At 68.9% G+C, this 12,305-nt stretch carries 15 protein-coding genes; 8 read left to right on the forward strand and 7 right to left on the reverse strand.

Features of this window, described 5'->3' with window-relative positions:
* Positions 1-258 precede the first annotated feature (258 nt).
* The 4 genes from BLT25_RS22575 (at position 259) to BLT25_RS22590 (ending at position 2,733) form a co-directional block, all read left to right on the forward strand.
* Positions 259-639 carry an ATP-binding protein gene (locus BLT25_RS22575; RefSeq protein ID WP_091050862.1) on the forward strand — a complete coding sequence of 127 codons (381 nt, stop codon included), beginning with the start codon at positions 259-261 and terminating at the stop codon, positions 637-639.
* Between the two features lie 49 nt (positions 640-688).
* On the forward strand, positions 689-1,438 hold the full coding sequence (locus BLT25_RS22580) for a SigB/SigF/SigG family RNA polymerase sigma factor (protein ID WP_256328741.1): 750 nt from the start codon (positions 689-691) through the stop codon (positions 1,436-1,438).
* 214 nt (positions 1,439-1,652) lie between these two features.
* Positions 1,653-1,913 (forward strand): hypothetical protein, encoded by a 261-nt coding sequence (locus BLT25_RS22585; RefSeq protein WP_091050867.1) that lies wholly within the window; start codon positions 1,653-1,655, stop codon positions 1,911-1,913.
* 22 nt (positions 1,914-1,935) lie between these two features.
* Positions 1,936-2,733 (forward strand): hypothetical protein, encoded by a 798-nt coding sequence (locus BLT25_RS22590; RefSeq protein WP_143033830.1) that lies wholly within the window; start codon positions 1,936-1,938, stop codon positions 2,731-2,733.
* On the opposite strand, the gene BLT25_RS22595 is transcribed toward BLT25_RS22590, so the two are convergent.
* Positions 2,730-3,101 (reverse strand): hypothetical protein, encoded by a 372-nt coding sequence (locus tag BLT25_RS22595; protein ID WP_091050873.1) that lies wholly within the window; start codon positions 3,099-3,101, stop codon positions 2,730-2,732. The two genes, BLT25_RS22590 and BLT25_RS22595, sit on opposite strands and share 4 nt — an antisense overlap.
* Before the next feature lie 293 nt (positions 3,102-3,394).
* On the opposite strand from BLT25_RS22595, the gene BLT25_RS22600 reads away from it, so the two are divergent.
* The gene (locus BLT25_RS22600) at positions 3,395-3,649 is read left to right on the forward strand and encodes a WhiB family transcriptional regulator (protein ID WP_008362075.1); all 255 of its coding nucleotides are present in this window, start codon (positions 3,395-3,397) and stop codon (positions 3,647-3,649) included.
* Positions 3,650-3,685: 36 nt separating this feature from the next.
* Here BLT25_RS22600 and BLT25_RS22605 read toward each other — a convergent pair whose 3' ends face one another.
* The gene (locus BLT25_RS22605) at positions 3,686-5,176 is read right to left on the reverse strand and encodes a sensor histidine kinase (RefSeq protein ID WP_091050876.1); all 1,491 of its coding nucleotides are present in this window, start codon (positions 5,174-5,176) and stop codon (positions 3,686-3,688) included.
* 84 nt (positions 5,177-5,260) lie between these two features.
* On the opposite strand from BLT25_RS22605, the gene BLT25_RS22610 reads away from it, so the two are divergent.
* Both BLT25_RS22610 and BLT25_RS30725 read left to right on the forward strand, forming a co-directional pair.
* Positions 5,261-6,100: a DUF2785 domain-containing protein gene (locus tag BLT25_RS22610; protein WP_091050877.1), complete on the forward strand. Its 840-nt coding sequence runs from the start codon at positions 5,261-5,263 to the stop codon at positions 6,098-6,100.
* Positions 6,101-6,191: 91 nt separating this feature from the next.
* Positions 6,192-6,266: a 50S ribosomal protein bL37 gene (locus BLT25_RS30725; protein WP_369797015.1), complete on the forward strand. Its 75-nt coding sequence runs from the start codon at positions 6,192-6,194 to the stop codon at positions 6,264-6,266.
* A gap of 89 nt (positions 6,267-6,355) precedes the next feature.
* Here the strand turns inward: BLT25_RS30725 and rsrA are convergent, their stop codons facing one another.
* From rsrA to BLT25_RS22635, 5 genes are all read right to left on the reverse strand, one after another.
* Positions 6,356-6,619: a mycothiol system anti-sigma-R factor gene (gene rsrA, locus BLT25_RS22615; RefSeq protein ID WP_091050880.1), complete on the reverse strand. Its 264-nt coding sequence runs from the start codon at positions 6,617-6,619 to the stop codon at positions 6,356-6,358.
* The gene (locus BLT25_RS22620) at positions 6,616-7,233 is read right to left on the reverse strand and encodes a sigma-70 family RNA polymerase sigma factor (RefSeq protein ID WP_091051406.1); all 618 of its coding nucleotides are present in this window, start codon (positions 7,231-7,233) and stop codon (positions 6,616-6,618) included. Before BLT25_RS22620 ends, rsrA begins: the two co-directional genes overlap by 4 nt.
* A gap of 118 nt (positions 7,234-7,351) precedes the next feature.
* Positions 7,352-7,990, reverse strand: coding sequence for an alpha/beta hydrolase family protein (locus BLT25_RS22625; RefSeq protein ID WP_091050883.1), 639 nt, complete (start codon positions 7,988-7,990; stop codon positions 7,352-7,354).
* A 1-nt stretch (position 7,991) separates the two neighbouring features.
* A complete protein-coding gene (locus BLT25_RS22630) occupies positions 7,992-8,735 on the reverse strand; it encodes an SOS response-associated peptidase (RefSeq protein ID WP_091050884.1) in 744 nt (247 codons plus the stop codon).
* A gap of 44 nt (positions 8,736-8,779) precedes the next feature.
* On the reverse strand, positions 8,780-9,502 hold the full coding sequence (locus BLT25_RS22635; RefSeq protein WP_091050887.1) for a hypothetical protein: 723 nt from the start codon (positions 9,500-9,502) through the stop codon (positions 8,780-8,782).
* 292 nt (positions 9,503-9,794) lie between these two features.
* On the opposite strand from BLT25_RS22635, the gene BLT25_RS22640 reads away from it, so the two are divergent.
* Positions 9,795-12,290: a sigma-70 family RNA polymerase sigma factor gene (locus tag BLT25_RS22640; RefSeq protein ID WP_176884190.1), complete on the forward strand. Its 2,496-nt coding sequence runs from the start codon at positions 9,795-9,797 to the stop codon at positions 12,288-12,290.
* The last annotated feature ends 15 nt before the right edge of the window (positions 12,291-12,305 follow it).

A 12,305-nucleotide genomic window follows, 5' to 3' on the forward strand; every position in this document is an offset into this window, starting at 1 on the left:
GCTCGCCGGCGCCGCCGGCACCAAGGGCACCCTCGACCTCGAGACCGCCGACAAGCTCCTCGCCAAGATCGACGAGATCGCCGAGATCTTCTGGGCGACCAAGAAGGCCTGAGGAACGAAGGCCTGAGCTTTCTCGAAGCTCGGCCCCGCGCACCACAGCCGCTCCGTTCCCGGAGCGGCTGTGGTGCGTTAACGGGGCGGCGAGACCGGTCTCGTTGCATAATCATCGGGACTCCCACAGAAGGACTGACAACCCAGATGCCCCAGGTCGAGCTGCGCCTTCCCGCAGAAGGCGCTTACGTCTCCGTGCTGCGTACGACGACGGCCGCGCTGGCCGCGCGCCTCGACTTCACGCTCGAGGACATCGAGGACCTGCGGATGGCGGTCAGCGAGGCGGCGGCGATCTGTCTGGAGTGCGCCGCGGAGGCCGCTGACCTGGACGTCGTCTTCGACCTCGGCGAGGACACCATCGGGGTCACCGTGACCACGACCCGCGATGTCGAGGCGGAGATCGACGAGGAGAGCTTCGCCTGGCAGGTGCTCACCACCCTGGCCAGGGAGGTCACCGCCACCCCCGACGGTGATCAGCTCAGGATCTCCCTGGTCGCGGGAGCGACCCCGCTTGGAGCCGCGCGCTGACATGGCGCAGGAGACGATTCGGTCGTCGAGGTCCAGGAGCACCCGCGAGGTGGATGACGCCCGCACACGCTCCCGGGAGCTCTTCAGGGCCCTCGCCGGGCCGGACCTACCCGATGCGGAACGGACCGCCGTCCGCGACGAGCTGGTCCACCTCAACATGGCGTTGGTCGAATACTGCGCCTCGCAGTTCTACGGTCGCGGCGAGCCGCACGAGGACCTCGTCCAGGTCGGCGTCGTCGGCCTCCTCAACGCCGTGGACCGCTACGACCTCTCCCGCGACGTGGAGTTCTCGACGTACGCGGTGCCCACGATCCTCGGCGAGATCAAGCGCTACTTCCGCGACAGCCGGTGGGCCGTCAGCGTTCCCCGTCGCCTTCGCGATCTGCAGCAGAACCTCCGCGACGCCACCGCCGAGCTCTCCCAGGAGCTCGGCCGCTCCCCCACGGCCCGCGACCTCGCCACCCGGCTCGGGGTCAGCCTCGAGACCGTCGTGGAGGGCCTGGAGTCCAGCAACGCGTACGCAGCGCTGTCCCTCGACTCCGAGAGCGACGAGACCGCGCCGATGCTCGACTCGCTGACCGCCCACGACCTGCGCCTGGACGACGTCGAGGTGCGGGAGTCGATCAGGCCCGTGCTCGACAGCCTCTCCGCCCACGAGAAGCAGGTGCTGATGCTGAAGTTCTTCCGCAACAAGACCCAGACCGAGATCGCCGCCGAGCTCGGGGTCTCCCAGATGCAGGTCTCCCGGCTGCTCAACCGATCGCTCCTCCAGCTGCGCAAGGCGCTGGAGGAGGACTAGCGCCGTACCCGAACAGCTCGGGCCGACCTGCCGCCGATGACGCCGTCAGCAGCGCCACGATGATCCAGGTCAGCTGCACGACCGTTCTGACTCTCCACCAGCGACGTCTCGGACGCCCGGATGAGGACTTTGGCGCTGTGCCAACGGCGACCTTCGGCACTGTATGGAGATCTCGAGCACTGCCTAGCGTGATCAGTGATCGTAGGAGGTCGCCATGGAGGAATTCTTCATCTGGGGAGCGTTCTCCGTCGTGGTCGCAGCGTTCTGTGTCTGGAAGACGCAGGCAGCGCGGATCCTCGTTGGCCCCTTCTTCGGTGCGATGGACCTGGGTAGCCACGGAGAACTCATTCTCACGAACCCAGAGACGTGGACGCCAGCACGGCAGATAGAGGATTGCTCAAAGGTCGAGGAGGCCAGCTCCTCTTCGATGACCCAGCGGCGGGTGCGTGAGGGCAATGCGAACGCCGCGGAGTGAGGGCCTCCGACCGTCCGCCGCGGTGAGCCCCAGGACCCGACGCCTCTGCGTCGCCGTTGCTGCGCTGGCGTTGGTCGCGGCCGTTCCCACGTTCTTCGTCGACGGAGTTCTCAACGGGCCGCCCGTGATGAACGGCTCCGCACGCGGCACGGCGCTCACCATGTTCGCCCTGGCGCTTCCTGTGCTCGCGGTCGGCGTGGTCACCTCGATCCTCGGCTCGGTCTGGGGGCGGGCCGCGCTCATCGGCGCGCTCGGCTACCTCACCTACAACGCCACCCTCCTGGTGTACGCCACCCCGTTCAACGAGCTGTTCCTCGCCTACGTCGCACTGCTCGGGCTATCGCTGTGGTCGCTGGTCAGCGCGTTGCTCGACCCTCTGCCGGTCCTTTCGCCTGACAGCAGGCTGCCAGCGCGTGGGATCGCCGCGTTCATCCTGACCGTGGTCGCCCTCAACGCACTGGCCTGGCTGCGGTTCGTCGTACCCGATCTGGGAGAGGATCCGCCGGACTTCCTGGCCGGGACCGGCCTGACCACCAACCCGATCTATGTACAAGACCTCGTGGTCTGGCTGCCAGCCCTGGGGGTCGTGGCCGTGCTGCTCTGGCAGCGCCGGCCCGCCGGCATCTTCCTCTGCGGAGCCGGGCTGTTCTTCTGGGAGATCGAGGCAATCGGTGTCGCGGTCGACCAGTGGTTCGGTCACCGCGCCGACCCTGCCTCAGACGTGGCGACCCAGGGTGGCGTCGTGTTGTTCGTCGTGCTTGCCGGGGTGACCCTCGTCCCGCTGGTCCTATGGATACGCGCGGTCCTGTCGCGGCCCTAGCGCTCCTCGAGCGCGGCGATGCTCGGCGGCGCGAAGATGCCGACGAGGGCGACGACCGCGACCAGCGCCAGCCCGCCCGCGATCGCGAGGTCCTCACGCAGGTTCCAGGCCAGGCCGAGCACGATCAGCTGGACGAGCACCAGCGGCGCCCGCGCCCACGACTCCAGTCGCCAGAGCATGTAGGAGCACCAGCCGATGCCGGCGGCGCAGAGCAGGAAGAACAGTCCGCCCGCGATCGCGGTCGTGAGCGAGGCGGCGTCGGGGATGCGTACGAACTCCAGCGCTCCCCACACCAGCATCGCCGCGGTCTCGACGCCTGCGGCGATCAGGGTCAGCAGGAGAGTCCAGGGGCGGTGCGGCGCGGTCACCTCAGCAGCCTAGAACCCTCGCCAAGCGTCAGAAAATCCGCAGTAGCATACACGACCGGATTTTCCGGTAACTCACCGCGTTACCGAATTGTCTAGCCCCAGGAAGACTGAGTGTTACGGTCCGGTGACGAACCAGACACTGGTTAGGGGTTGTTTCGGCGTCCATTTCTTGGAACTCTAGAGACCAGCACGCACGTGAAGACATTCACACATCCCCGCCACGTGCCGACTCGCAGGGTCTCGAATCACCAGGGCCTTGCCCATCCTACGTCAGAAAGAGGGTCTACCCAGCCATGGATTGGCGCCACCGTTCGGCTTGTCTCGATGAAGACCCGGAACTGTTCTTCCCCATCGGAAACACCGGTCCGGCCATCCTCCAGATCGAGGAAGCCAAGCAGGTCTGCCGGCGTTGCGACGTCCGGGAGCAGTGTCTTCAGTGGGCTCTTGAGGCCGGTCAGGACCACGGCGTGTGGGGTGGACTGAGCGAGGACGAGCGTCGTGCGCTGAAGCGCCGCAACGCCCGCTCCCGTGTCCGCACCGCCGTCTGACCAACCCCTAGAGGCCATCAACCCCTAGCGATCCACCTAGAGCTCCAACGGCAGCTCGACCGCAGCTCTCGCCCCATGGCCGTCCGGCCGGGGCCCCAACGAGAGCCGGCCCCCGAGCTCGCCTTCGACGAGAGTCTTCACGATCGACAACCCCAAGTTTGTCGATGTGTCGAGACTGAACCCGTCGGGTAGTCCATGACCGTCATCCTCGATGGTCACCTGGAGATGCCCGGCGGGTTGCTGTCGTACGGACATCACGATCTTGCCGGTCTCGGGATCGCCCGGACCGTTGCCGCGGTACCCGTGCTCGACCGCGTTCTGCAGCAGCTCGGTGACGACCATCGCCATCGGCGTGGCCACCTCCGAGGGCAGCGACCCGAACGAGCCCTCTCGGCGTACCCGCACGGCGACGCCGACCGAGGTGACCTCTCCCACCATGGAGGCGAGCCGATCGGCGATCTCGTCGAACTCGACGGTCTCCTCGACGGCCTGCTGGGAGAGGATCTCGTGGACCAGTGCGATGGACCCGACACGCCGTACGGCCTCGTTCAGCGCATCCTGTGCGACACCGGAGTCGACCCGGCGAGACTGCATCCGCAGCAGGGCGGCCACGGTTTGTAGGTTGTTCTTCACTCGATGGTGGATCTCGCGGATCGTGGCGTCCTTGGTGACGAGCTCACGATCGCGTCGACGCAGGTCGGTGACGTCGCGCAGCAGCACCAGCGCACCGATCGCCTCGCCACGTGGCCGCAGCGGGATCGAGCGCATGATGATCGCCATCACCCCGGTGTCGATCTCGGTGTCGCGGTGCGCCCGACCGCCGAGGACCGCGCTCAGCGTCTCCTCGTCGGGGCGCTTGCGCGGCGGCACCAGGGCCCGGGTCATCCCGGCCAGGGACTGGCCGGCGAGGTCGCCGGAGAGCCCCAGCCGGCGGAAGACCGAGAGCGCGTTGGGACTGGCGTAGTCGACGACGCCGTCGGCATCCACCCGCACGAACCCGTCCCCGACCCGAGGGGTGTCGGTGTGGTCGCTGCGCTGGCCGACCGCCGGGAAGTAGCCGTTGGCCACCATCTGGGTCAGGTCGGCGGCGGTCTGCAGGTAGGACAGCTCGAGCTTGGACGGCGTGCGTACGCCGAGCAGGTTGGTGTTGCGGCTCAGCACCGCGATGATGCGGCCGGCCCGGCGTACGGGGATGGTCTCGACCCGCACGGGAAGGTCGTCGCGCCACTCCGGGTCGCCCTCACGAACGAGCCGGCCGGCGTCGACGGCGTCGTCCAGGGTGGCGTGACGCCCCTTCGGCACGAACATGCCGACGATGTCGTCGACATAGGCCGTGGGACCGGTCGTGGGACGCATCTGACCGGCCGCCCAGAAGCCGTTCCCGGACTTGTCCGGCAGCCACAGCACCAGGTCGGCGAAGGAGAGGTCGGCCAGGATCTGCCAGTCGGCCATGAGCAGCTGAAGCCACTCGACATCATCGTTGTCGAGCTCGGTGTGGCTCTGGGCGAGCTCGCTCAGGGTAGGCACGCCGACAGCGTAGATGTAGACCTTGGTATGCGCATTGCGCGGGTCGGTGGTCGGCGCGTGGCCGGGTTTGGCAGGATGTTCCCCATGTCGGAGGCGTACTGGCGCGAGGTTCATTCAACCGGTCTCGCCGTACCCACCGACCGGCCGCTGGGTGACCTCACCATCGAGCTCACCCGGATGCTCGGCGACCCGGATCCGGACGTACGCAGCGGGCTGGCCGTGCCGGCCCTGTCGACGTGGATCCAGCGCGGCGTCTACGACGACCTGCTCGGGGGTCTGGGCGACGGTATGGCGGCCGGGCTGGTGGTCGGTCTGGGCGACTCGGGCAACAACGGCGTCTTCCGCCGGGCGTCCTCGGTCGAGGCCCTGGCCGAGTGCATCGCCCGCGACAACGCCCGCTCGCTGGTGCGTGCGGAGAAGGTGCTGGAGTGGGGCGACCGGATCGCCACCTGGCTGCTGCGCGAGCGCGACCTGCGGGCCTTCGTTCCTGAGCGTGGCTGGGCGCACGCGGTCGCCCGCGGCGCCGACGCGCTCGGCACCCTGGCCGCCTCCGAGCACCTCGGCAAGCCCGAGCTGACGGTGATCCTCGACGTGGTCGCCGACCGGGTGCTCGCCCGCGGGGACACCATCTACGCCCACGGAGAGCCCGACCGGCTGGCCGCAGCCACGATGTCCGTGCTGCGCCGCAACCTGGTTCCGCTCAACATCATGGAGCCGTGGATCAACCGGATCGTCACCGTCGCCACCGCCACCCCGGAGACGCCCGACCGTGACCCGTTCCTGCTCACCGGCAACGCCGAGGCCTTCCTGCGGGCCCTCTACATCCAGCTCGCGCTCAGCAACGACATCCCGCAGATCCGCGGCGACCTGCTGCTGGTCGTCGTCGCGGCCCTGAAGAAGTCGAACGCCACGTACCTGACGTGACTGCGGGTCGAGATTCGCCCTCCCGCGCATGGTTTTGAGAGACTGTCCCGAGGCCCCTCGGGGTCCACGTACCCCAATGGAGGAGATCATCATGGGCAAGACTGGCCGCAAGCGCCGCGCGCGCCGCAAGAAGGGCGCGAACCACGGCAAGCGCCCCAACGCCTGACCGCTGACCCTCGTCACGAGGTCAGAGCAGTCAAGAGACGCAAGAGCCCCAGCCGATCGGCTGGGGCTCTCGTCGCGTCTGTGGCCGGTTCAGGACCTCGTGCGGAGCTCCTGGATCTGGACCATGATCTTCGCGCGCAGCTCGCCCGGGGCGACCTCGGTGCACGAGCGCGCCACGACCGCCTTGACGATGCGCTGCTGGTCGTAGGTCTCCAGGCAGGGGTTGCAGCTCTGCAGGTGGAGCTTGACCTGGTCGGCGTCGGCCGCGGCGAGCTCGTTGTCGATCAGGAAGACGATCTGCTCGAGGAAGTCCGCGCAGTCGGTGGGTGAGGCGTCATGTTTGTGGGCACTCATGACGCACCTCCACGAGCGCCGGTGAGGTCGTTGGTGCGAACGTAGTCGGAGAGAAGATCGCGCAGCTGGCGCCGGCCGCGGTGAAGCCGCGACATCACGGTGCCGATCGGGGTTTCCATGATCTCGGCGATCTCCTTGTAGGCGAATCCCTCGACGTCGGCGAGGTAGACAGCGAGCCGGAACTCCTCCGGGAGACGCTGCAGGGCGTCCTTCACCTGAGAGTCGGGCAGGTGCTCGAGCGCCTCCATCTCCGCGGACTTCAGACCGGTCGAGGTGTGCGACTCGGCCCGCGCCAGCTGCCAGTCCTCGACGTCCTCGGACATCGACTGCTGCGGCTGGCGCTGCTTCTTGCGGTAGGTGTTGATGAAGGTGTTCGTGAGGATGCGGTAGAGCCAGGCTTTCAGGTTGGTGCCGGGCTTGAACTGGTGGAAGGAGGAGTAGGCCTTGGCGAACGTCTCCTGCACCAGGTCTTCCGCGTCGGACGGGTTGCGGGTCATCCGCATCGCCGCCGAGTAGAGCTGGTCGAGGAAGGGCAGCGCGTCCCGTTCGAAGCGCAGTGCACGCTCCTCGGGTGTCTCTGTGGCCAGGTCGACCTCTGCGTCGTTGTCGCTCATCACGTCCCAGGGTACGCGCGCGAGCAGCGGGGCGCTCATCTGCGACACATTCGCGGCGGGGCGTTCGAGCAGGATGGTCATGTCGAGTGAACGCCACGGCGGCCAATAAACATTCCCGCTAGACGATGACCTCGCGGACCAGCCACTCCAGGGTGGACTCGACCAGGATCGCGTCGGCGTCCGCCTGCGTGATCGGGCCGCGCTTGCCGACGACGAGGGAATGGTCCGCTCCCGGGATCGGGGTGACCTCGATCCCCTCCGGGAACTCCTCGGGCTTGCCGAACCTGTCCCGGGTGCCCTGCAGCACGAGCGTCGGCACCCTGGACTCCAGCAGCTCGTAGGCACGCGAGATGCCCGGCTTGGCGATCGGGTGCAGCGGGAAGGCCAGGCACAGCGCCCCCGCGGCGCCAAAGCCGCGCGCCGTACGGACCGCCGAGCGGGCCCCGGCGGAGCGGCCTCCGACCACCAGCGGGGTGCGCACCCGCATCCAGTTGGCGGCCAGGGTCAGCGCCGTGTCGAGCGACTTGGGCGGCGTGGCCACCGGCTTGCCCTTGACGCGCCAGGGCTGCTCGAAACGGACCACGGTGATCCCCTGGGCCGGCAGCGCGTCGTTGAGCGCCATCAGGTCGTGGGTGTCGATGCCGTTGCCGGCACCGTGTGAGAGCAGCAGCGTCGCCTGTGGTCGCCGCGCCCGGCGGGTGTAGAGCCGCCCCTGTCCGTAGGGCGTGTCGATCATCTGCGTCGTGGTTCCACCCATGTCATCCCCAGGCTTCCTCGATCGGCAGCGGCTCGACGAGCTCACGGCCGTTGTTGCGTACGTTGCTCACCAGCGTCGAGACCGGGTAGGCCTCCAGCCGGCCGGGCGCCGCCGGGGTCAGCAGATCCAGATCGCCCGGACGCGTCGGGTCGAGCCACTGGTCCCAGCGCTCGGGTTCCACCATGAGCGGCATCCGGTCGTGGATGCGGCCCAGCGCATCCTCGGCCTCGGTCGTGATCACGGTGCACGACCACAGCCAGCGCGCTGGGTCGTCCTCGGCCTTGGCGGGGTCTGGCCAGAGCTCGTAGAGGCCGGCCATCGCCAGCACGCCGCCGTCCTTCGGGGTGATGAAGTAGGGCTGTTTGCGCGGCTTGCCTTTCGCGTCCTTGGCCTCGGTGGCGTACCACTCGAAGTAGCCGTCGGCCGGCAGCAGGCAACGCCGCTTGGCGAACGCCCGTCGATAGGCCGGCTTGTCGCCCACCGTCTCCATCCGGGCGTTGATCATCCGGTTGCCGATCTTGACGTCCTTGGCCCAGGACGGGACCAGGCCCCAACGTACGGAACGGAGCTGGCGCTCGCTGGAGGCTGCTTCCTCGCGCGGCGGGCGCTCGAGGACGGCATAGACATCGTCGGTCGGGGCCACGTTGTAGCTCTCGGTGAGCGGCTCCTGCAGGCGCAGCTCATCGATCTCGAACTCCTCGGCCAGCTCGTCGGGTTGGCGGCTGGACGCGTAACGACCGCACATACGTTCACCTTAGCGCCGGGGGCCGGTGGTGTTCGGAGGTATTTCTAGGCTCCGCGGGCGAGCTCGTCGAGCAGGTGGCCCGCCGACCTGTCGTTCTCGGGGAGTCCTTCGATCCAGATCCGGTCGGCGCTGTGCTCGACCATCCGCTTGAGGAGGCCGAGCCGCTTGACCAGCGTCTCGTCACGCGGGGCGACCACGACCATCCGGCTGTGGCCGACCTGTCCGACGGCAGCCGCGGTCGCGAAGACCGACCGGGCGGTCTGGCCCAGCAGCGACATCCGGCGGGCGGTGGCGATGCTGTCGGTCTTCCCGCCGGGGGCGCCCGGGAGATGGGCGTCGGTGACGACCAGCGCGTGACTGCGCGCCGTGGCCTCACGGTAGAGGTCCGAGATGCGTTCTCGCAGGTGCGCGAGGGTGGCGAGACCGGTGAGCGGGTCGGCGCAGGAGATGGTGTGCAGGTAACCCAGCGTCGCCTCGCTCCAGGCGACGGACAGCGCGTGCACCTCGACGAACGCCGGGTCGCGGTCGTCCACGGTCTGCGTGGTCATCCGAAGATCCTCGAGGCTCTCCCCCAGGGGCACACCTGACTCGGCAAGGTCGTGGCCGACGACCCAGCAGGCCTCGGCGACGTAGTTGCTGTGCTCGGCGAGCGCCTCGGCGACGGCCTCGAAGCGCGGCGGGAGCGCCGCGCGCTGCCCGTCGGAGAGCTCTGTGATCTCAGGCGAGGTGGGTGCAGGCGCACGCCGACCTCGGGAGAACAGCCGCACGACTCACCTCTTTTCTCGTGTTTCCTGGCGTTGGTGTCGTTCCTTGTCCGAAGTTGCTGGGTCGTGGATACAGTGGTGCGCGCGCAACCGATCGCGCTGCACATGGACTTGACGTACCAAATCAGCAACCATGACGCGGTCGAGACCCACATTTTCTGGGTTTCGCGAAAACTTGTTGTCAGATCCGGGGAGAGGGGCGTGACGTGCGGGCTTCCGCGGTCGTTAGCACAACGCATGTCTCCCGTTGGCGCAACCCGCGTCATACCTCCGTCCTTCTAACGTCTCTGGTGCTGTGAGCGAATCGACCCCCACCTCTCTACCTACCCTCGACGCCCCTGGCGACGCCGAGCTGATCACCGCTGTCCGTGGTGGTGATCTGGATGCGTACGGGACGCTGTTCGAGCGCCATGTCGAGGCTGCCCGCCGCCTCGCCCGCCAGCTGGTGTCGCCCGGCGATGCCGACGACCTCGTCTCCGAGGCGTTCGCCAAGGTGCTCAACGTGCTGCAGCGGGGCGGCGGCCCGGACCTGGCGTTCCGCGCCTATTTGCTGACGTCGTTGCGCCGGCTCCACGTGGACAAGATCCGCGCCGCCTCGAAGCTGACCACCACCGACGACCTGACCCCGTTCGACCCGGGCGTGCCGTTCGAGGACACCGCAGTGTCGGGCTTCGACAACCAGGCCGCCGCGAAGGCGTTCCAGCAGCTTCCGGAGCGCTGGCAGCAGGTGCTGTGGCACACCGAGGTCGAGGGCCAGAAGCCGGCCGAGATCGCGCCGATGCTCGGCATGTCGGCCAACTCGGTCTCCGCGCTCGCCTACCGCGCGCGCGAAGGCCTCAAGCAGGCGTTCATCTCCATGCACGCCCAGGACGCGGGCGAGGAGGCGTGCGCGACCACCCGTGCCAACCTGGGCGCCTACATCCGCAACGGCCTGTCCAAGCGTGACTCGACGAAGGTCGACGACCACCTGCAGGACTGCCGCCCGTGCACCGCGATCTACCTCGAGCTCACCGAGGTCAACTCCGGGATGGGCGCTTGGCTGGCTCCGGCCCTGCTCGGCGCCGCGGGCGCGGGCTACCTCGCCGTCGGAAGTGGCGTCGCCGCCAAGGGTGGCGTGCTGTTCTTCCTCGGTCGGGCCAGGGACTGGGTGCTGGGCGATCCGGTGGGACGTACGGTCGGGGTCGGCGCCGGTGTCGCCACGGCGGCTGCCGCGGCGGTGGTCGCCGGCTTCGCTCTCACCGGCGGTGACCCGGCTCAGAACGAGCCGGTTGCCGATGAGCCCGCCGCCGAGGCACCGGCCGTTGCCGACCCGGCTCCCGCTGACCCGGCAGCACCGCCGGCCGCACCGCCGGCCGCGCCACCCGCGAAGCAGCCCGCTGCCCCTCCTGCCGACCAGCCCGCTGCCCCTCCTGCCGACCCGCCCGCCGACCCGGCACCTGCTCAGGCGCAGCAGGCGCCGGTCATCAGCGCCCCGATCGCCGACGTGAAGGGCACGCCGGGCGGCAAGTCGGTCATCGACCTGACCCAGGGGGCCACCGACGCCAACGGCGACCCGCTGACGGTCAAGTCGGCCTCCGTCGCCGCGCCGGCGCACGGCACCGTCACCAAGGGCGGCAGCGCGCCGTCAGGCGGTAAGGGCGGCAGCGTCAGCGGCGCCGTCTTCGCTGGCCTGCGGATGGCCGGCGAGCCGATCACCACGGTGACCTACCAGGCCGACAAGGGCTGGCGCGGCACCGACACCATCGAGTACGTCCTGACCGACGGCAACGGCGGCGACGTCGCCGGCTCGGTCGATGTGATCACCCCCAACGCGCGACCGAAGGCCGTCGGTGACAGTGCGACCGCTCCCTACACCGGCAGTGAGCCCGAGCCCACGCCGATCGACGTGCTTGCCAACGACACCGACGACAACAACGACGCCCTCGAGCTGGTCGAGATCACCGAGGCACCCACACACGGGTCCGCGACCATCGAGAACGGCACGGTCGTCTACACGAGAGACCCGGCCCCCGACGGTGCCACCGACTCCTTCAGCTACCGGATCTCGGACGGACACGGCGGCAAGGACGTCGCCACGGTGGACCTCACCCTCGAGCAGGCGCCTGAGCACGACGCCGGGATCGCGCTGGATCACCTGGCCTACGACGGGTACGAGCACGTCCAGGTGACCGCCGACGGCATTCCCGAGGGCGACTTCACCGCGACCTTCCGCTACCGGGCGACCGGCGTCGCCCAGCCCTACCCGGAGGGGTCGAACCCGCAGTCGATGTGGGCCTGCTCGCAGCTGAGCCCGCCGGCCGTTCCCCAGGGCGGCGTCGTCGAGGGTGAGTGCACGCTGACCAGCACCGACAACGGCCAGGGCGTGCTCCACTTCGACTTCACCACCGACGGCGCGTGGACGTTCGAGGCGAGCCTCACCGCGGTGGGCTATGCGGACCCGGAGCCGGGTAACGACACGGTCGGAGCCTCGGGCGAAGGCTCCGCGGAGCCCACGCCCACCCCGACCGTCCCCCCGACCCCGGACGTACCGCAGGTGCCCACACCACCCGGGACCCCTGACGTACCGCAGGTGCCAACACCACCCGGGACCCCTGACGTGCCCCAGGTGCCCACGCCGACCGGCCTCCCCGGCCTGCCCGACCTCCCGAGCACGACCGGCAACCCGTCCGCACCGGGCAGTAGCAACAGTCCGGTCGAGGACCCCGACGACGAAGCCTCCGAGTCGGAAGCCAACGCCAGCACGAGCGGCCTGACCTGGAAGGGCTTCCTCAAGGCGATCGGCCTCGGCTGACATCAGACACCCTGA

Source organism: Nocardioides sp. YR527, from assembly GCF_900101045.1.
Lineage (GTDB): Bacteria > Actinomycetota > Actinomycetes > Propionibacteriales > Nocardioidaceae > Nocardioides.